This window comes from Pseudomonas sp. Y24-6, from assembly GCF_020295325.1.
Taxonomy (GTDB): Bacteria; Pseudomonadota; Gammaproteobacteria; order Pseudomonadales; family Pseudomonadaceae; genus Aquipseudomonas; species Aquipseudomonas gregormendelii.
The window spans coordinates 188,015-206,258 of sequence record NZ_JACBXG010000008.1 but is presented as its reverse complement, the minus strand read 5'-3'; the positions used below and the strand labels follow the sequence as shown (position 1 = coordinate 206,258).

Sequence of the window (18,244 nt, the reverse complement as noted above, 5' to 3'; positions counted from 1 at the left end):
GCCCCAAGTGGGGCAAGGAGTCCATCATGAGCGCCGTCATCAGCAGCCAAGTGGTTCTTTCGCGAACGCCAGAAGGGCCGCTTGCGGCCTATATCGGCTCGTTTGCCAACGCGTTGAACACCCTCGGATATGCCGTGAGTTCGGTTCATCGGCAGGTTCGGATCGCTGCGTGTTTTAGCCGATGGCTTGGACAAGAACGAGTGGCACTGCAAAGCGTCACCGCCGATCATCCGGTGCGGTATTTGCAATGTCGCGCTCAACATCTGCGGTCTTGCCCTGGCGACCTTGCCGCGCTCAGACATTTCATTGACTTTCTGCGGCGTGAGGGTGTGGTTCCCGCCGAGAAGATCGCCGTACAGCAGCTGACCCCGATTGATCGCTGCGCAGAAGCATACGAGCAGTACCTGCGCGAAGCGCGCGCGTTGGCCAGGGCCACGATCGTCAACTACGTGCCGTTCATTCGCGATTTTCTCAGCCACCGTTTCGGCGACGGGCCGGTCATGCTCTCGCGCCTGTGTGCCGGCGATGTCGTGCGATTCGTACAGTGCCAAGCGCCGCGCTTGCATCGGAGGCGAGCGAAGCTCATGACGAGTGCGTTGCGTTCTTTCCTGAGCTACGCGCGCTATCGCGGTGACGTGGCTGTGGACTTGGCAGCTGCCGTGCCAATCGTACCCAACTGGTCGATGATGTCGATCCCGCGCGCGATTGCGCCAGATCAAGTCCGTCAGTTGCTGGCCAGCATTGATCGGCGCACTGCGATTGGACGTCGCGACTACGCCATCTTGCTCCTGCTCGCACGACTGGGTCTGCGTTCGGGTGAGGTTGCGTCTCTCAAACTCGATGATATTGACTGGCGCGTGGGGCGATTGACCGTGTGCGGCAAGAGTGGCCATCGAGGCGGGTTACCCCTGCCTCCGGAAGTCGGCAAGGCGATTGCCGCGTACCTGCAGCGTGGGCGACCGCACAGCACCAGTCGTTGCGTATTTCTGCGCGCCAAAGCGCCGGTCCGCGGCTTTCAAGGTGCCAGTGGCGTTGGATCAATCGTTCGGCATGCACTCCAGCGCGCCGGCGTTGATGCCCCAACAACTGGAACGCATCAGTTCCGCCATGGACTAGCCACTGAGATGTTGCGCAAGGGCGCTTCGCTCGGTGAGATCGGCGACGTGTTGGGCCATCGCCATCTACAGACCACGAAGATCTATACCAAGATTGATATCGTGGCATTGCGTACGCTTGCCTTGCCGTGGCCGGGAGGTGCGCAATGAACACACTTCGGCAGGCCATTGAAGAGTATCTGAGTATGCGGCGGGATCTGGGATTCAAGCTCCGGGAGGCTGGCAAGTATCTGCTCGATTTCGCCGCGTTCATGCAGCAGCGCCGCGCGTCCTACATCACCCAGGCATTGGCTCTCGCCTGGGCGCAACAACCTGCGAACGTACAACCGGCACACTGGGCACAACGGCTGAGCTTCGTACGCGGCTTTGCGCGCTATCGCAGCGCGACCGATCCGCGAACGCAGATTCCACCGCAAGGTTTGTTGCCATTCCAACCGAAGCGGGCGCGACCGTATCTGTACTCGGATGATGAGATCCACCGCTTACTGCGTGCTGCTCTCGATATGCCATACCGCTACAAACGCGGCGAGCTGAGGCCTTGGGTCTTCTACTGCCTATTTGGGCTACTGAGCGTCTCAGGCCTGCGCCTCGGCGAAGCACGCAACCTCGAGCTTCAAGATGTCGATCTGAATGCAGCTGTGTTGACCATCCGCGGCGCCAAGTTCGGCAAAGATCGCCTCGTGCCATTGCATGCCTCGACCTGCAAAGTGCTCGCCGATTACATCGCCAGACGCAACCGCCATTGGGCGGAACGTCCGGTGTCCTCCTACCTATTCGTCTCCAGCTGGGGCAATCGTTTGGATGGCGGAGAGATCCATCGTACTTTCTATGCGTTGTCTCGGCAGATCGGCCTGCGCGGCGCGTCCGACCATCACGGACCACGTCTGCATGATATGAGACATCGATTCGCAACCAACACACTCGTGCACTGGTATAGGTCCGACCAGGACCCGGAGCGCCTCCTGCCAATCTTGTCGGCCTATCTCGGCCATGTGCACGTCGAAGATACGCAGTGGTACCTGAGCGGCTCCCCGGAGCTAATGCGCGAGGCAATGCGCCGGCTCGAGCGTTGCTGGGAGGGCAGGCCATGATCAATCCCACCAGCTTCGCTGCGCTGCTGGAACGCTTCTTTACCCAGCGCCTGATGCAGCAGCGCCAGGCCAGTCCGCATACCATAAGTTCCTATCGCGACACGTTCCGTCAATTCCTGAAGTTCATTCAGAAGCGACTGCATAAGCTGCCGTCACGCCTGAGTTTCGAGGAGATCGACGCCCCCTTGATCGTGGCGTTCTTGGACGACCTGGAGAAGCGCCAGGGCATAAGCGTTCGCAGCCGCAATCTGCGCCTCACCGCGATCCACTCCTTCTTTCGCTACGCAGCCTTCGAGGCACCAGCAAACTCCGCACAGATTCAGCGGGTGCTCGCCATACCCAGCAAGCGCTTCACGCGGACTTTGGTCCCGTTTCTAACCCGTCCCGAAGTCGACGCCTTGCTGGTCGCTCCAGATCAGCGCACCTGGTCTGGCCGGCGTGATCACGCCTTTCTCCTGGTGGCAGTACAAACCGGTCTGCGCTTATCCGAGATGACCGCGCTCAAACGCGAGGATCTCATCCTCGGTGCCGGCGCTCACGTGCGGGTGATCGGCAAGGGCCGCAAGGAACGCTGCACACCAATTGCCAAACCCACACTCGCCGTCCTAAAAGCGTGGCTGCGAGAGCGGCAACGCGGTGATGGTCAGGTGTTGTTTCCCAGCGCCAAAGGTGAACGTCTCAGCGTTCATGGCGTGCAATACCTGCTGAACAAGCATCGTATGACGGCCTCCAGGGTCTGCCCTTCGTTGCAACAAAAGCGTGTCACTGTTCACCGCTTGAGACACACCATGGCCATGGACCTTCTCCAGTCAGGCGTGGAACGCTCCGTGATCGCGTTGTGGCTCGGACATGAGAGCGTCGAAACTACCCAGATATATCTCGACGCATCGCTCGCCATGAAGGAACAGGCGCTCGCGAAAACGACACCGCTGCACGGCAGACCTGGCCGATATCAACCCAGTGACCAGCTCTTGGATTTCCTCAACAGTCTGTAGCACCAGCAAACTATGTCGAGTGATTGACCGGCTCGCGACACGACGGGACCAGCAAGTTCCCGTCGTGCCTGCCGACGCGCTCACATTACAAGACATAGTCAGGAAGGGTAGATAGTGCCGGAACACATGCGGAGAGATGCGCCGAGCCTCGCCGCTATTGGGTGAGGCTTGCGGTAGATTCGCCGCGTACCGTTTGACGAGCTTGTACAGGCCAAAGCGTGTCAGGGGGGCGTGAAGCCGAGAATAGAACAATGGGGCGTCGGGTTTACCTTCATGGACCGACTCGAGCTGCTTGAGCAACTGTGCGGTCTCGGGCCAAATCGGACAAGCGCGCCACTTGTCCCCCTTGCCGTGGAGCCTCACTCGATGAGGGCCATCGAGATCGATATCCTGGACGCGCAAATCGGCAATTTCCTGCACTCGGGCGCCGGTGTTGTACATCAAGGTCAGGATGGCGCGATCGCGCAGACCGGCGGCCGTCGTCGGAATCGCCGCGAGCAATTGATCAACTTCGTCACGCTCGAGGTAATAGGTCGGTGGTGGCGGACAGCGCTTGGTGGGAATGGCCTCAACCCGTTCTGCCTCGGCCAGCATCTCCGGTGCACGACTTGCAAGGTAGCGAAAGAAGGTGCGTAGCGCGGCCAGCCGCTGATTGCGGGTGCGCACTTGGTTGCCGCGCTGCGCCTCGAGGCTCCGGAGAAAAGCGAGCACCGCGTCGGCAACCAGATCCGTGAGCTTGAGGCGGGTGATGGGACATTGACGCCGATCTGCAATCTGCTTGAGAAACAGTTTCAGGACATCACGATAGCTGCGGATCGAACTGGGGCGCAGACCTTTCTGCACCTTCAGATGGTCCTCGAAGAAGGACCTGACCACCGTACCGAGCTCGTTCATGGCTGCTCTCCGGCCGGTGGTGACAGGTGCGCGTAGTTCCTGAACCGTGCACTGGCCTCGCCCAGAAGTTCACTCGTGATCGTCAGATATACGGCGGTCGAGGCCGGATCGACATGCCCGAGGAAAGTGGCCAGGTGAAGCAGTCGGCGGTTGGGATCAATCCCTTCCCGATACCAACGCAACAAGGTGCCGACGGCAAAGGAATGACGTAGGTCATGGAGCCTTGGCGCAGCGACGCCAGGCCGACTTTCCAGCGCCAGTTTCGGCACCAGTGCGTGAAAGGTCTGACTGATGGTGCCCGAATTCACTGCCTGTCCCTGAGTGAAGCCGAACAGGGGCTGGGTTGCATCGGGAGGCGAGGTGCCGAAATGCTCGGCGAGATAGCGCTGTAACCGCGCCGCCATGTGCGGGCCAAACGGCACAAGGCGATCCTTTGCGAACTTGGTCTGCCGGATCATGAGCACATCGCGGGACAGGTCCACATCACCGACCTCGAGCCGAGCAACTTCCCCAACCCGCAGCCCCAGGCCGTAAAGCAGCGCAAACACGGTTTCATAAATCAAGCCGCGGTGCCGGCCTTTGGGACGATCGGGCAACTGCCGTGCCGTTTCCAGCAGCCGACGTGCCTGGGCGAGATTGAAGATATACGGGATGCGTTGCCCGGTGTTCCGCCGCGGGCCAGCGCTCACCGGTGTCTTTGTCATCAGCTCCTGCATCACCAGCCAGCCGAAGAAGCGCTGCAGTACGCCAAGCGGATGGTTGTAACTACGGGGCCTTGATCGCGGGCGGGATGCGAGGAAGCGCTCGATGTCCTGGGTGGTCACGGCCGCCAGATCCTCGATTCCGGAGGTGGCCAGAAATCGCTCCAGCAGGTGCAGGGCGGCTTCTTCCGTATCGTACTTGCGATTGAGGGAGCGCTTGTAGGCCAGGAAAGCATTGATCACTTGATGCATCGAGGCGCCGACAGGAACCAAAGGGGTATTCATAGCGCCTCCCCATCGCCAAGAGCGACTTCACGCAAAGCTTCGGTGGCGACCTTGGCGTAGATTTCGGTGGATGATGGGGAGCGATGCCCAACATAGTCGCCGATGGCCTTGAGCGAGAATTCTGCGTCAACGAGGCGCTGGACGCAGGTGTGCCGGAGCGTATGGGCGCCTGCCCGCCGTACCGTGATCCCGGTTTGACGCAGATAGAGTCCTGCGCTCTGCGAGATGGCGCTGGCGCGCAGTGGCAGTCTGGGGGCCAGGGTACGGAAGAATAGATGTCGATCCGCGGTCTGCGGCCGGCCATGCTGCAAATACTCCAGGATGGCCGTTCCGACCACGTTGGCCAACGGATAGGCTGTCCAGTGGCCAGCCTTGCGCTGCGGTACTTGCAACCGGTCACAGCTTCTGGCGCCCAAAAGGCTCATCGCGCTTACATCAGGGCCTATTTCACCAGCCAGCTCTCAGACTTGGCGGCAGTCGTTTACGCATCGCCCACCTCCGCGGCACTTAAATAAGTACCTGATTCCGATACCCTTTGCCGGCAGCCGACAGACGCTCTGATTTTATTTTCTTACTCTCCACTGGCCCCAATGTTCATCGCTTCACGTCGGGCCTGTCAGTCCTGCCACTGCACACCCCGCCATAAGCTCCAGCCGAGCGGACTATGGGTCGGGTGTAAGGAGAATAAAAATTATGAATCCAGGTTTTACATCATCACTCAACCACTTGCTCGATGCCGTCACGGCTGGACCGCAGCGCGTCCCAGGCGTAGTCGCAGCAATAATCGGGCGCGACGGTCTGGTCTATGAGGGTGCATCAGGTCAACGGACGTTCGGTCAAGCCCGTGCAATGACGACCGACAGTGTTTTCGCCATGTTTTCCACGACTAAAGCGATAACCGCCACGGCGGTGCTTCAGTTGGGCGAGGAGGGCCGACTGGATCTCGATGCGCCTGCCAGGGACTATGTGCCGATGATCGGCGAACTGAAGGTGCTCGAGGGGTTTGATACCGACGGCATTCCTCGGCTTCGCTCCCCCAAAAAACACATCACCACCCGAATGCTTCTGCTTCATACGGCAGGCCTGGGTTATGAGTTCTTCAACGAAAACTACAACAGACTAGTCCAGGAACAAGGACAACCCAGCATCATCAGCGGGTCGTTGGCGGCGCTTAAAACACCCTTGCTGTTTGAGCCTGGTGAACAGTGGGAATACGGCTCCAACATGGATTGGGCCGGCCTGGTGGTCGAGGCCATTACCGGCAAACGTCTGGGTGAAGTCATGCAGCAGCGTATCTTCGAGCCACTGGGCATGACCGATACCGCCTTTACCATGACCCCGTCGATGCTCCAGCGGCGAGCCAGCATGCACCAGCGCGGAGAGGATGGATCGCTGACCGCACTCGAGGATTTCATCCTCCCACAGGACCCCGAAGTGCACATGGGAGGCCATGGCCTGTATTCGACCGTGAAGGATTACTGTCAGTTTATCCGTGCCTGGCTTAATGATGGACAGGGTGATCACGGACGGATTCTCAAGGCGGAAACGATTCGTTTCGCTGAAAAAAACGGTCTCGAAAACCTGAAAATAAAAGCCCTTCCCGGCGTCATCCCCAGCATTTCCAACACCGCGGAGTTCTTCCCGGGCATGCCAAAGTCGTGGGCGATGAGTTTCATGATCAACGAACAAGACGCACCCACCGGTCGCCCTGCGGGCTCTTTGGCGTGGGCCGGATTGGCCAATCTTTTCTATTGGATCGACCGCAAGAACGGCATCGGTGGTTTTTGGGCCACCCAGATATTGCCGTTCGCAGACCCCGTTTCGGTCAACGGTTATATGGATTTCGAAACGGCGGCCTACCACTATCTGACCAGCTGAGCCAGTCACTGATTCGATTCAGGTCGCATGAGAGCCCGCCAGGGGCTCCAGGCGATGGTGCAAGAAAACTGTCCCCTTTCTGAAAAACAACAAAAACAAAACAGGTGACTCATGGAAATCTCCACACGTACCCCTGCGCGCGTTCGGCCCATAGTACGCGCACGTGACACTTCAACGATCGGTGCCGGCCTCGTGCTGGCGATTCTGGCGGGCAACGCCCAGGCCATCGATGTGGACGCCGGCGAATACACCGCTGCGCTTCCAGCCGGCAGCAATATCGGTTTGCTTTACCTGCAGCATGCGCAGCGGCGGTCGCTTTACAGTGATGGTCACAAGGTTGCAATCAAAGCGGGGCTCGACTCGGATATCGGCATACTGCGCGCCGCGCATTACCAGCAGTTGGGTGACTACACAATCAATACGCAGTTCCTGTTGCCCTTCGGTCGCCTGGAAGGAACACGCGATAACGACTCGTTGGGACGAACCAGTGGCGTGGGTGATTTGATTCTGGCGTCCACCCTGTGGCTCGTGAATGATCCGGCGAAAAACCGTTACTGGGGCATTGCGCCCTACCTGTACGTGCCGACCGGTAACTATGACCGAAACGATGCACTCAACCTTGGCGAAAACCGTTGGAAGATGACATTGCAGACGGGCTATGTGACAGGTCTCACTGAAAAATTTTTGTGATGCTGGCGTATCGGCTTGCCGCTGACATCGGTTAACAACGCATGCTCGAGAAGCATAGAGACACCTGTTTTTATTTTTTTTAGGGTCGGATTGATGCGTCCGCTGGTTTGAGATCATCCAGCGCCTGTGCTCCTTCGTAAAGGGCTTTTTGATGGCCCGACGGACTGTTATCGGCAGGCTACGAATTCAGGTTCGGTGTGCGTAAAGCACGTAAAAGCGATTGGGAGCCGACGCGCGAATAGCCCATCATGGCCTCCGTCGCTCCCCCTTCAACTTTTGATCAATGCAAGTGCAGACGCGGCCGAACTTTGCGTAGCAAAAAATCCGCGATCATCATAAAGATCACCTTGCGAACACCATACAACGAAGCCTGGTGCCTGCGATAAAGGGAAAGGTAAAAAGCCTTGGCCAGAAATCCTTCGATAAACAGGCTGCCGGCAAGGTTGCCCTTCAAGGTACCCACAGCGCTGAACGAACCCAGAGAAACCAGCGTTCCGTAGTCTTTGTAATGAAACTCTCGCATGGACTTGCCCTCAATGCGCAGGGCTATGTTTCGTGCCATAAACTCCGCTTGCTGGTGAGCTGCCTGCGCGCGAGGCGGCACAGTACGACCTTCAGTCTTCGGGATGGGGCAAGCGGCACAATCGCCCATTGCGAAAATTGACTCATCGCGTGTTGTCTGCAAGGTACTTTGGACAGCCAATTGATTAATCCGGTTGGTTTCGAGACCATCAATATCTTGCAGAAAGGCTGGTGCCCGAATCCCCGCTGCCCAGATCCGGACATCCGCCTGAATCAACTCGTCGCCGCTGATAATTACCCCCTCTCCAGTCACTTTACTGACTGCACAGTTCCTCAACACTTCCACACCGAGCTTTTGCAACTCGCGATGAACAGCCTGGCTGATGCGCTCCGGTAGAATCGGTAAAGTTCGCGGCCCGGCTTCGATCAGAGTAATGCTCAAACCCTCCGGGCACGCCTGTCGCATGCCATAACCTTGCATCAGGCGTACGGCATGGTGCAACTCGGCACAGAGCTCAACACCCGTCGCACCAGCGCCTACGACGGCAATGCACAAAGGCTGCGTGTCGTTGGAGGCGTGGGCTCTCAAATAACGACTCAGAAGTGCTCTGTGGAGCCTTTCGGCCTGAACCCGACTGTCCAGAAAAAGACAATGTTCCTGGACTCCCTGGATACCGAAGTCATTACTTTGACTGCCTACAGCCAATACCAGCGTGTCGTATCCAATTTCGCGTTCACCGCTAATGGGTTCGCCAGTGCCATCGTTGCTGGTCGCCAATCGAATCTTTTTGTCTTCGCGACTGAGCCCACTCATTCTCCCGTATTGAAAGTGAAAGTGATTCCATTTGGCCTGGGCAACATAGTTGAGCTCATCAACCGAGGGATTGAGAGAACCCACGGCGACTTCGTGCAGCAGCGGTTTCCAGATATGGGTCAGGTTGGTATCCACTAACGTAACGTGGGCCCGATTTGATTTACCTAAGGTATTACCCAAGCGAGTTGCCAACGCCAACCCGCCAGCGCCGCCGCCGACGATTACGATACCGTGAGTCAATACGATTACCCTAAATGCAATGTCCGTTAAAGGCCCTTCACCCATTATCCCAAAGCGCAATGGGTGGGCACTCGAGCCAGCTCCGTCAGCAGCTCGCCAGGCATGGTGTGGTAGTCGGAGCTTTTGACGCAGTTGGCGCAGAGACCACGACGATAGCCAACAGGAAACATGCCAATCCGGGCGAAGCGCCATGGTCCGGGCCTTTGCGCTGGCCTGGTCACATCAGCGCGGGGTGCCACTGTCCCGTTCTGAGACAGTTGTACGGGTTCGATACAGCCCTTGCTTCGCCTTTCCTGCCCGGGTTGCCCACCGGTAAGGCCGGGCGCCCAGCGCCCGCGGCGCTTTCGGCGGGGCTGGCACAGGCGTTGCTCCGGGGTCCGGTACAAGACCCACAACAACGAGGCATCGCCCATGGAAAACCTACCGCTGCATCCCAAAACCGTCGAATTCCTCTCCAGGCAATCGCGTATGCTGATCGGCGCCGAATGGATGGACGCCACTAGCGGCGCGACCATGGCCGTGCGCAACCCGGCCACCGGCAACCTCCTGCTAGAAGTGCCGTCCGCCGACCATGTCGACGTGGACCGCGCAGTGCAGGCCGCGCGCCGCGCCTTCGACGACTCCGCCTGGAGCCGCATGCGTCCGCGTGAGCGGCAGAACCTGCTGTGGCGCCTGGCCGACCTGATCGAGCGCGACGCCCAGGTGATCGCCGAGCTGGAATGCCTGAACAACGGCAAGAGCGTGCAGATGGCCCGCCTGGTGGACGTACAACTGTCCATCGACTCCCTGCGCTACATGGCCGGCTGGGCCACCAAGCTCTCAGGCAGCACCGTGGAACCGTCCCTGCCGCTGATGCCGGACAGCGAATTCCACGCCTTCATCCGCCGCGAGGCGGTGGGTGTGGTCGGCGCCATCGTCGCCTGGAACTTCCCCTTCATGCTGGCCTGCTGGAAACTCGGCCCGGCCCTGGCCACCGGTTGCAGCCTGGTACTCAAGCCGGCCGACGAGACGCCGCTGAGCGCCCTCAAGCTGGCCGAACTGGTGCTGGAGGCCGGCTACCCCACCGGCGTGTTCAACGTGGTCACCGGCACCGGCCTCAACGCTGGCGCGGCGCTGACCAGCCACCCAGGCGTGGACAAGCTGACCTTCACCGGCTCCACCGAAGTGGGCAAGCAGATCGGCAAAGCGGCCATGGACAACATGACCCGCGTCACCCTGGAGCTGGGCGGCAAGTCGCCAACCATCGTCCTGGCCGACGCCAACCTGCAGGTGGCCGCCGCTGGCGCCGCCAGCGCCATCTTCTTCAACCAGGGCCAGGTGTGCTGCGCCGGCTCGCGCCTATACGTACACCGCAAGCACTTCGACCGGGTGGTGGGCGACATCGTCGATATCGCCAATGGCATGAAGCTCGGTAACGGCCTCGACCCCAGCGTGGCCATGGGTCCGCTGATCTCCGCCAAGCAACAGGATCGGGTGCACAACTACATCGAGATGGGCCGCGAACTGGGCGCCGCCATCGCCTGCGGCGGCGAGAAGTTCGGTCCCGGCTACTTCGTCCAACCCACGGTGATCGTCGACGTCGACCAGAAGCATCGCCTGGTGCAGGAGGAGATCTTCGGCCCGGTGCTGGTGGCCATGCCCTTCGACGACCTCGACGAAGCCGTGCGCCTGGCCAACGACAATCCCTACGGGCTGGGCGCCAGTATCTGGTCCAACGACATGAGCGCGGTGCACCGCATGATCCCGCGCATCAAGTCCGGCTCGGTCTGGGTCAACTGCCACAGCGCCCTCGACCCGGTCCTGCCCTTCGGCGGCTACAAGCTCTCCGGCGTCGGCCGCGAAATGGGTGCGGCGGCCATCGACCACTACACCGAACTGAAAACAGTGATGATCAAGCTGTAGCCCCTTTCAGGCGGGGGCGGTCTGAACCGCCCCCGCCTGCTTTTTCTTCTCTGCGCCACGCCAGCACCATCCACAACTCAACTATCAAGGAAACTGTCATGCCTAAATTTGTCATCGAACGGGAAATCCCGGGCGCGGGAAAACTCTCGGCCCAGGAACTCCAGGCCATCTCGCAGAAGCCTTGTGCCGTGCTCAGCACCATGGGGCCGCAGATCCAATGGCTGCAGAGCTATGTGACAGACGACAAGGTCTACTGTCTGTACATCGCGGCGAACGAACAGCTGATCCGCGAACACGCCGCGCAAGGCGGCTTCCCGGCTAACAGCGTGGCCGAAGTGCTCGAGGTCATCGGCCCAAACACCGCCGGATAGTGCCACCGCGCTCCGCGCGCAAGGCCCCCACTTCTGTCGGAGCGCGGCCTTGCCTCCAGCGTTAACCCTCCTCCATTCCTTTCAGCTTCCGGTACAGGGTCGCTCGCCCGATCCCCAAGCTGCGCGCGGCGGCCGAGAGGTTGCCGCCATTCGCTTCCACCGCTGCCTTGATCGCGCGCAGCTCCGAGGCCTGCAGGGTATCCCCCGCCTGCGGCTGCGGCTGCGGCGTGCCTGCAGCTGCCGCTGATTCGGCCTGGGTTTCACAGGCCTCCAATACTTCGTCCGGCAGGTGCTGCAGACCGATTTCCCCTTCATCCTCGGCCAGCGCGGCAGCCAGGCGCAGGGTCTGGTAGAGCTGACGGATATTGCCCGGCCAGCGGTAAGCCAACAATGCCTGCAACGCCACGTCACTCAGCGTGAGCGGCTGGTGCGCGGAGGTTTCCGCGCGTAGCAGGTGCTGGATCAGCACCGCCAGGTCCTGGCGCTCGCGCAGGGTGGGCAGGGCCACGCGCAGGCCGTTGATGCGGTAGTAGAGGTCCTCGCGAAAGCCCTGGCTGGCGCTGAGCTGCTTGAGGTCGCGGTGGGTGGCGCAGATCAGCGCGCAATCCACCTTGATCACTTGGTTGCTGCCCAGACGGGTCAGGCTGCGCTCCTGCAGCACGCGCAGCAGGCGACCCTGCAGCTCCAGGGGCATGTCGCCGATCTCGTCGAGAAACAGGGTGCCCTTGTGCGCCTGTTCGATCTTGCCGCTGGCGCCGCCCTTGCGGCTGCCGGTGAAGGCACCTTCGACGTGGCCGAACAGTTCCGACTCGATCAGGCTGGCCGGGATGGACGAGCAGTTGATCGCGACGAAGGCTTCGCCGGCGCGGCTGCTGCCTTCGTGCAGCAGGCGGGCGAAGACCTCCTTGCCAGTGCCGGTTTCGCCGTTGATCAGCACCGGAATGTCGCGGGCGAAGGCCTTGCGTGCGCGGGTCAGAGCGTCCTGCAGGGCCGAGTCTTGCAAGCAGGGGCCGGATTGCGGTGGCGGCAACCGCTCGGCGGTGCGCGCCGGCAGCGGTTCCGTGCGCTGTGGTCGTGGTGACTGCTGGGCTGGGCCGAGGGTGATGCAGGCGCGCAGTTCGCCGCCGTGGTGGCTGCGCAGGCGCAGCGGCGCGCTGAGGTCGTTCCGCCGGTAGCAGGCGGCGTGGGCGAAGGGCATGTCGAACAGCTCGGCGAAGTCCAGGCCGGCCTGGATCTCGCCGAGCTGCAACAACTGACCGGCGATGCGGTTGGCGCAGCGCAGCTTGCCGGCCGGGTCAAAGGCCAGCAAGCCTTCCAGTGGCGTGCCGAGGATGTCCAGGCGGTGGTGCAGGTGCACCAGCAGCACGTCGCCGAGCTGGGCGAACATGCGGTTTTCGATAGCGCGGGCGGCGAACACCAGGGACTCCAGGGCGTAGACCGAGGGCACGCCGTGCTTGCTGCTGGCGTCCAGCACCCCGACTATGCCGCCGTCCAGGCCGAAGATCGGCGTGGCCAGGCAGGAGAACTGGCGAGCCTCCTCCAGATAATGCTCCTCGCCGACGAAAAACACCGAGTCGCGCTCGGTCAGGGCGCAACTCGGCGCGGTGGTGCCGACGTTCTGCTCGGAAATCTGCGCGCCGATGCGGAACACCTGGTTCAACTCGCGGGTGTCGGAGCTGCGGCGGCCCAGGCTGCTGAGCACCACGCCTTCCAGATCGATGCAGGCCAGCACCCAGTCCTTTGGCGACAGGGCGGCGTGCAGCTGCTCCATCTCCGGGGTGGAGCAGGTAAGTAGCAGGCGATTGCTTTCGGCGATCTGCGCGCCGCTGGCGACCACCGGGGCGTCGAACAACAGACGGTCGCGCTGGGACAAGCCGTAGTTCTGCGAGCGCTGCCAGGAGCGTGCGACCACTTGGGGGTCGACGAAACGCTCGCGCGAAGGGGGCGTCGCAGGGGTGTTGAACTTGTGCATGGCATGCGTCTCGCGGGCGAATGTCTCGAACTGGGCCAGCCCGGACCCAAGCTGCTGTCTCAATTTGAGGCAGCGATACAGCGGGATGACTCCCGCGCTTCGTTCGACAACTCTTATTGTTATTCAAGCCATTGATCTAAAAGCACTTTTACAAAAAATGAAAAAGTGGCACAGGCTCTGCTCAATGACTTCACGGTAGGTCGGATAAGCGCTCCGGCACTAAGTTTGATCATAAACAAAAACAATAAAGGTGATGTCATGAAAATGAGCACAGAGCCGGCTCGCCGCAGCCCTGACTGGCTGCCACACGAGCGCCGTTTGGCGCATCTGTTGCACGCTTCGCTATTCGGCCTGCTGGCCGGTATCTCCTTCAGCGCCTCGGCCGTGGACGTCGATGCTGGCGATTATACCGCCCTTCCCGAAGGCACCAACCTGGGACTGGTCTATTACCAGCATGCCGAGCGCAACGCACTGTACGCCGACGGCCACAAGGTACCGATCAAGGCTGGATTGGATTCCGACATCGGTATCCTGCGCGGCGTGCACTTCACCAAGATCGGCGATTACATCGTCGACCCGCAGTTCCTCCTGCCGTTCGGCAACGTGCGAGCCAAGGATGACCTGCAAGACCTGGGCAACGATAGCGGCACTGGCGACCTGATCCTCGCCGCCACCGTCTGGCTGCTGAATGAACCGGAAAAGCGACGTTACTTCGGTATCACCCCCTTCCTCTTCGTGCCCACCGGCAGCTACGACAACGACCACGCGATCAACCTCGGCGAGAACCGCTGGAAGTTCGCCCTGCAAGCCGGCTACATCACCGGCCTGACCGAAAAGCTGACCCTTGATCTGGTCGGCGACGTGACCTTCTTCGGCGACAACGATGACTACGGCAGCGCCAGTGTCACCCAGAAACAGGACCCGCTGTATCAGGGCCAGGCTTTTCTGCGCTACAACTTCACCGAGCGTTTCGATGTGCGCGCTGGCATTTCGAAGCTCTGGGGCGGCGAAAGCAACATCCGTGACCTGGACATGGACGACAAGCCCGGCACCAGCAAATTCACTGTCGGCACGTCGTACTTCGTCACCCCAAGCACCCAGTTGATGGTCAATTACGGTCAGGACATCGCGGTGGACAACGGCTTCGAGGAGGACAGCCGCATCAACTTGCGCATCCTCCAGCTGTTCTAGCCACCGCCGCTCGCCAGGGTCTCATTCCAATTAAATAACAGGAGTCCTGCGTCTATGAACACGCAGTCTGCATCCCGAATTCTCGCTGGCCTGGCCTTCGCCTTGCTGGCGCCGCTGGCCGTCGCCACACAGGTCGACCAGGCCGCCATCATTGCCAGCAAGCAAGACGGTAGCCAATGGCTCAGCCACGGCCGCACCTATGACGAACAGCGCTTCAGCCCACTGGACCAGATCACCGCGAAGAACGCCGGCAAGCTGGGCCTGGCCTGGTCCCTCGACCTTGATAACCACCGCGGCCTGCAAGCCACGCCGCTATTCGCCGACGGCGTGCTCTACGCATCGCTGTCCTGGAGCCGCGCGATCGCGGTGGATGCACGCACCGGTAAGACGCTCTGGACCTTCGATCCGCAGATCGCCCGCGACAAGGCCCGTGACGCATGCTGTGACGCGGTCAACCGCGGTGTCGCGCTGTGGAACGGCAAAGTCTTCATTGGCACCCTGGACGGCCGACTGATTGCCCTCGACGCAAAAACCGGCAAGCAGGTGTGGAGTCAGCAGACCACCGACAACAGCAAGCCCTACACCATCACCGGCGCGCCGCGTGTAGTGAAGGGCAAGGTCATCATCGGCAACGGCGGCGCCGAGTACGGCGTGCGTGGCTACTTCTCCGCCTATGATGCCGAGAGCGGCGAGATGGCCTGGCGTTTCTACACCGTACCCGGCGACCCGAACAAACCCTACGAACACCCTGAGCTGGCCGAAGCGGCCAAAACCTGGAAGGGTGACGAGTACTGGAAGCTCGGCGGCGGCGGCACGGTGTGGGACGGCATGGCCTATGACCCTGAACTGGACCTGCTGTACATCGGCACCGGCAACGGTTCACCGTGGAACCGCGAGCTGCGCAGCCCTGGTGGCGGCGACAACCTCTACCTGTCCTCGATCCTCGCGCTCAACCCGGACAGCGGCCGGCTGGCCTGGCACTATCAAGTGACCCCGGGCGACACCTGGGACTTCACTGCCACCCAGCAGATTACCCTGGCTACCCTGGAGATCGGCGGTAAGCCGCGCAAGGTGCTGATGCAAGCCCCGAAGAACGGCTTCTTCTATGTCATCGACCGCCAGACCGGCGAACTGCTTTCTGCCGAAAAGTTCGGCAAGGTAACCTGGGCCGAGAAGATCGATCTGGCTACCGGCAAGCCGGTGGAGGCCCCCGGTATGCGCTACGAGAAAGAGCCCATCGTCATGTGGCCGAGCCCCTTCGGCGCGCACAACTGGCATTCGATGTCATTCAACCCGCAAACCGGCCTGGTTTATATCCCCTATCAGGAGATTCCAGGTGTCTATCGCAACGAAGGCAAGGACTTCGTCAAGCGCAAGGGCTTCAACACCGGCGCAGGCTTCTCCGACGCCACCGAGATTCCCCGCGAGGCCGTTTCCGGGGCACTGCTGGCCTGGGACCCGGTCAAGCAGAAGGAAGCCTGGCGCGTACCCTACTCTCACTACTGGAACGGCGGCACCCTGAGCACCGCCGGCAACCTGGTGTTCCAGGGCACGGCCGATGGCAACTTCATCGCCTACTCTGCAGACAAGGGCAAGAAGCTCTGGTCGTTCGGCGCACAGACCGGCATCGTCGCCGCCCCCATGACCTACAGCCTGGAGGGTGAGCAGTACATCGCCGTGATGGCTGGCTGGGGTGGTGTCGCCCCGCTGATCGGAGGCGATGCTGCCTTGGCGCCGGGAGTGGGCAACGTCAGCCGCCTGTTGGTGTTCAAGCTCGAAGGCAAGGCTTCCCTGCCGCCGCTGCCAGAGAAAACCGTGGTGGCCGTAAACCGCACGCCAAAACCGGTCGACGCTCCCGCCGCGGATATCGCCGCCGGCCAGCAGCTGTACGGCGGCTACTGCTCCGTCTGCCACGGTGTCGGCGCGCTCAGCGGTGGGTTGATCCCCGACCTGCGCAAGTCCGACGAATCCCGACGCCACCTGTTCCAGCAGATCGTCCTGGACGGGATACTCCGGCCTCTGGGCATGCCCTCCTTCAAGGACAGCCTGGAGCCCGCCGATGTCGAGAAGATCAAGCTCTACGTGATGAGTCGGGAATACGCCGATTACCTCAAGGAACAGCAACCGGCCGCGGCCAAGGCCACGCCATGATTGCGCAGCGGTAGCGCAATGGGGGGGTGAGTCAGAATGACCGGACTCGCCCCCATACCGGGCAAGGATGCGCGACAGGCTTTTGAATTTACCATCCAAAAAACAATGAGGAACTCGACCATGTGGACCAAACCTGCCTACACCGACCTGCGCATTGGCTTTGAAGTCACCATGTACTTCGCCAACCGCTGACCCTTGAACGTGGTGCTGCGCCTCCGTCCGCTCCACGAGCGTCGCGCCACGCGAACCTTGCCCCAGCTCGCTGGGGACCTTTTTTCCGCAGTCGCGCTCCCGCGTGACTGCCTGTCGGAACCGGCCATGCACATCCAGATTCTTGGCTCAGCCGCAGGTGGCTGCTTCCCCCAGTGGAACTGCAACTGCCCCAATTGCCACGGCATGCGCGACGGCAGCTTGCGCGCGCAGTCGCGCACCCAGTCGTCCATCGCGATTTCCGACGATGGCGTGAACTGGGTGCTGTGCAATGCCTCGCCGGACATCCGCGCGCAGTTGCAGAACTTCGCCCCGATGCAACCGGGCCGCGCCCTGCGTGATACCGGGATCAGCGCAATCATCCTGATGGACAGCCAGATCGATCACACCACCGGTCTGCTCAGCCTGCGCGAAGGTTGCCCGCATCAAGTCTGGTGCACCGACATGGTCCATGAAGACCTGAGCAGCGGTTTCCCGCTGTTCACCATGCTCACCCACTGGAATGGCGGGCTGAACTGGAACCGCATCGAGCTCGAAGGCGCGTTCACCATCCCGGCCTGTCCGAACCTGCGCTTCACCCCACTGCCATTGCGCAGTGCCGCGCCGCCCTACTCGCCGCACCGCTTCGACCCGCATCCCGGCGACAACATCGGGCTGATCGTCGAAGACCTGCGCACCGGGGGCAAGCTGTTCTACGCGCCAGGCCTGGGCAAGGTCGATGCACCGCTGCTGGAAATCATGGCCAGCAGTGACTGCCTGCTGGTGGACGGCACGCTGTGGGACGACGACGAAATGCAGCGTCGTGGCGTTGGTACCCGTACCGGTCGGGAAATGGGCCATCTGGCACAAAACGGCCCCGGCGGCATGCTGGAAGTGCTGGAGCAATTGCCCAGGCAGCGCAAAGTGCTTATCCACATCAACAACACCAACCCGATCCTCGACGAAGACTCGGCCGAACGTGCCGAACTTCTACGACGAAAGGTCGAGGTGGCTTACGACGGAATGAGTATTGAGCTGTAACCGAGATCGTCTCACGATCAATCGCGAGCAACTGTGGCGAGGGGGCTTGCCCCCGCTGGGGCGCGTAGCGGCCCTAAAACCTGCAAACGCTTTGTATCAGACACACCGCGTTCACCAACTTTACGACTGCTGCGCAGCCGAGCGGGGGCAAGCCCCCTCGCCACAAATGCCCACCAGACTAAATATTTGCGTTAACTGACCG

General features: G+C 61.1%; 15 protein-coding genes and 1 pseudogene. 11 read left to right on the top strand and 5 right to left on the bottom strand.

Annotation, left to right across the window (positions count from 1 at the left end):
• Nucleotides 1-26: 26 nt before the first annotated feature.
• The 3 genes from HYI44_RS17155 to HYI44_RS17145 are packed head-to-tail and all read left to right on the top strand — an operon-like array spanning nt 27 to nt 3,201.
• Nucleotides 27-1,265 (top strand): site-specific integrase, encoded by a 1,239-nt coding sequence (locus HYI44_RS17155; protein WP_225570025.1) that lies wholly within the window; start codon nt 27-29, stop codon nt 1,263-1,265.
• On the top strand, nt 1,262-2,206 hold the full coding sequence (locus tag HYI44_RS17150) for a tyrosine-type recombinase/integrase (RefSeq protein ID WP_225570024.1): 945 nt from the start codon (nt 1,262-1,264) through the stop codon (nt 2,204-2,206). The genes HYI44_RS17155 and HYI44_RS17150 overlap by 4 nt, the downstream gene beginning before the upstream one ends.
• Complete coding sequence (locus HYI44_RS17145; protein ID WP_225570023.1) at nt 2,203-3,201, top strand: site-specific integrase; 999 nt, start codon at nt 2,203-2,205, stop codon at nt 3,199-3,201. The genes HYI44_RS17150 and HYI44_RS17145 overlap by 4 nt, the downstream gene beginning before the upstream one ends.
• A 120-nt stretch (nt 3,202-3,321) precedes the next feature.
• Here HYI44_RS17145 and HYI44_RS17140 read toward each other — a convergent pair.
• The 3 genes and pseudogenes from HYI44_RS17140 to HYI44_RS17130 all read right to left on the bottom strand — a co-directional run.
• Nucleotides 3,322-4,095, bottom strand: a pseudogene (locus HYI44_RS17140) (tyrosine-type recombinase/integrase); the annotation flags it as partial.
• Nucleotides 4,092-5,081, bottom strand: coding sequence for a tyrosine-type recombinase/integrase (locus HYI44_RS17135; RefSeq protein WP_225570022.1), 990 nt, complete (start codon nt 5,079-5,081; stop codon nt 4,092-4,094). The pseudogene HYI44_RS17140 and the gene HYI44_RS17135, both read right to left, overlap by 4 nt.
• Complete coding sequence (locus HYI44_RS17130) at nt 5,078-5,506, bottom strand: tyrosine-type recombinase/integrase (protein WP_225570021.1); 429 nt, start codon at nt 5,504-5,506, stop codon at nt 5,078-5,080. The genes HYI44_RS17135 and HYI44_RS17130 overlap by 4 nt, the downstream gene beginning before the upstream one ends.
• Before the next feature lie 268 nt (nt 5,507-5,774).
• Between HYI44_RS17130 and HYI44_RS17125 the strand changes: the two genes are divergently transcribed.
• Together HYI44_RS17125 and HYI44_RS17120 are read left to right on the top strand one after the other, a co-directional pair.
• The gene (locus tag HYI44_RS17125) at nt 5,775-6,959 is read left to right on the top strand and encodes a serine hydrolase domain-containing protein (RefSeq protein ID WP_225570020.1); all 1,185 of its coding nucleotides are present in this window, start codon (nt 5,775-5,777) and stop codon (nt 6,957-6,959) included.
• A gap of 111 nt (nt 6,960-7,070) precedes the next feature.
• Nucleotides 7,071-7,649, top strand: coding sequence for a transporter (locus HYI44_RS17120; RefSeq protein WP_225570019.1), 579 nt, complete (start codon nt 7,071-7,073; stop codon nt 7,647-7,649).
• A gap of 280 nt (nt 7,650-7,929) precedes the next feature.
• Here HYI44_RS17120 and HYI44_RS17115 read toward each other — a convergent pair whose 3' ends face one another.
• A complete protein-coding gene (locus HYI44_RS17115) occupies nt 7,930-9,225 on the bottom strand; it encodes an NAD(P)/FAD-dependent oxidoreductase (RefSeq protein ID WP_225570018.1) in 1,296 nt (431 codons plus the stop codon).
• Nucleotides 9,226-9,636: 411 nt separating this feature from the next.
• On the opposite strand from HYI44_RS17115, the gene HYI44_RS17110 reads away from it, so the two are divergent.
• Together HYI44_RS17110 and HYI44_RS17105 are read left to right on the top strand one after the other, a co-directional pair.
• Entirely contained in the window at nt 9,637-11,127 is a 1,491-nt protein-coding gene (locus tag HYI44_RS17110; RefSeq protein ID WP_225570017.1) for an aldehyde dehydrogenase family protein, read from the top strand.
• Between the two features lie 98 nt (nt 11,128-11,225).
• A complete protein-coding gene (locus tag HYI44_RS17105; protein ID WP_225570016.1) occupies nt 11,226-11,498 on the top strand; it encodes a DUF4242 domain-containing protein in 273 nt (90 codons plus the stop codon).
• A 61-nt stretch (nt 11,499-11,559) separates the two neighbouring features.
• On the opposite strand, the gene HYI44_RS17100 is transcribed toward HYI44_RS17105, so the two are convergent.
• Nucleotides 11,560-13,470 (bottom strand): sigma-54-dependent Fis family transcriptional regulator, encoded by a 1,911-nt coding sequence (locus HYI44_RS17100; RefSeq protein ID WP_225570015.1) that lies wholly within the window; start codon nt 13,468-13,470, stop codon nt 11,560-11,562.
• Nucleotides 13,471-13,728: 258 nt separating this feature from the next.
• Here HYI44_RS17100 and HYI44_RS17095 point away from each other — a divergent pair, with 258 nt between their 5' ends.
• The 4 genes from HYI44_RS17095 (at nt 13,729) to pqqB (ending at nt 18,042) form a co-directional block, all read left to right on the top strand.
• Nucleotides 13,729-14,661 carry a transporter gene (locus HYI44_RS17095; RefSeq protein ID WP_225570014.1) on the top strand — a complete coding sequence of 311 codons (933 nt, stop codon included), beginning with the start codon at nt 13,729-13,731 and terminating at the stop codon, nt 14,659-14,661.
• 54 nt (nt 14,662-14,715) lie between these two features.
• Nucleotides 14,716-16,812, top strand: coding sequence for a PQQ-dependent dehydrogenase, methanol/ethanol family (locus tag HYI44_RS17090; protein WP_225570013.1), 2,097 nt, complete (start codon nt 14,716-14,718; stop codon nt 16,810-16,812).
• Nucleotides 16,813-16,932: 120 nt separating this feature from the next.
• Nucleotides 16,933-17,004, top strand: a complete 72-nt coding sequence (gene pqqA / locus HYI44_RS17085; protein WP_003243383.1) for a pyrroloquinoline quinone precursor peptide PqqA — start codon at nt 16,933-16,935, stop codon at nt 17,002-17,004.
• 126 nt (nt 17,005-17,130) lie between these two features.
• Nucleotides 17,131-18,042, top strand: a complete 912-nt coding sequence (gene pqqB / locus HYI44_RS17080) for a pyrroloquinoline quinone biosynthesis protein PqqB (protein ID WP_225570012.1) — start codon at nt 17,131-17,133, stop codon at nt 18,040-18,042.
• Nucleotides 18,043-18,244 lie beyond the last annotated feature (202 nt).

Bases quoted from the DNA above. Each gene is read 5' to 3' on its own strand.
- HYI44_RS17155 (WP_225570025.1), top strand. From the start codon at position 27: ATGAGCGCCGTCATCAGCAGCCAAGTGGTTCTTTCGCGAACGCCAGAA.
- pqqB (WP_225570012.1), top strand. From the start codon at position 17,131: ATGCACATCCAGATTCTTGGCTCAGCCGCAGGTGGCTGCTTCCCCCAG.
- HYI44_RS17100 (WP_225570015.1), bottom strand. From the start codon at position 13,470: ATGCACAAGTTCAACACCCCTGCGACGCCCCCTTCGCGCGAGCGTTTC.
- HYI44_RS17090 (WP_225570013.1), top strand. From the start codon at position 14,716: ATGAACACGCAGTCTGCATCCCGAATTCTCGCTGGCCTGGCCTTCGCC.
- HYI44_RS17095 (WP_225570014.1), top strand. From the start codon at position 13,729: ATGAAAATGAGCACAGAGCCGGCTCGCCGCAGCCCTGACTGGCTGCCA.
- HYI44_RS17150 (WP_225570024.1), top strand. From the start codon at position 1,262: ATGAACACACTTCGGCAGGCCATTGAAGAGTATCTGAGTATGCGGCGG.
- HYI44_RS17130 (WP_225570021.1), bottom strand. From the start codon at position 5,506: ATGAGCCTTTTGGGCGCCAGAAGCTGTGACCGGTTGCAAGTACCGCAG.
- HYI44_RS17110 (WP_225570017.1), top strand. From the start codon at position 9,637: ATGGAAAACCTACCGCTGCATCCCAAAACCGTCGAATTCCTCTCCAGG.
- HYI44_RS17120 (WP_225570019.1), top strand. From the start codon at position 7,071: ATGGAAATCTCCACACGTACCCCTGCGCGCGTTCGGCCCATAGTACGC.
- HYI44_RS17135 (WP_225570022.1), bottom strand. From the start codon at position 5,081: ATGAATACCCCTTTGGTTCCTGTCGGCGCCTCGATGCATCAAGTGATC.
- HYI44_RS17125 (WP_225570020.1), top strand. From the start codon at position 5,775: ATGAATCCAGGTTTTACATCATCACTCAACCACTTGCTCGATGCCGTC.
- HYI44_RS17145 (WP_225570023.1), top strand. From the start codon at position 2,203: ATGATCAATCCCACCAGCTTCGCTGCGCTGCTGGAACGCTTCTTTACC.
- HYI44_RS17105 (WP_225570016.1), top strand. From the start codon at position 11,226: ATGCCTAAATTTGTCATCGAACGGGAAATCCCGGGCGCGGGAAAACTC.